At 64.0% G+C, this 383-nt stretch carries 1 pseudogene; it reads left to right on the forward strand.

Going from position 1 to position 383, the window contains the following annotated elements:
• A pseudogene (adh, locus tag FMN52_RS00010) lies at positions 1-383 on the forward strand (aldehyde dehydrogenase); the annotation flags it as partial.

Genomic DNA, 383 nt, shown 5'->3' on the forward strand with positions numbered 1-383 from the left:
CTTCCGCTATTTCGCGGGCGTCCTGCGCGGCCAGGAAGGCTCAATGTCGGAAATCGATGCCGACACGGTCGCCTATCACTTCCACGAACCGCTGGGCGTGGTCGGCCAGATCATTCCGTGGAACTTCTCGATCCTGATGGCCGCCTGGAAACTGGCTCCGGCGCTGGCCGCCGGCAACTGCGTCGTCCTGAAGCCCGCAGAACAGACGCCTGCCGCCATCATGGTGCTGGCCGAGCTCATTTCCGACCTGTTGCCGGACGGCGTGCTCAACATCGTCAACGGCTATGGCGCCGAGGTCGGCGCACCGCTGGCCAAGTCGCCGCGCATTGCCAAGATCGCCTTTACCGGGTCCACGCAGACCGGCCGGATGATCATGCAATATG

Origin of the sequence: Marinobacter sp. BW6 (assembly GCF_008107725.1) — a bacterium.
Classification (GTDB): domain Bacteria; phylum Pseudomonadota; class Gammaproteobacteria; order Pseudomonadales; family Oleiphilaceae; genus Marinobacter.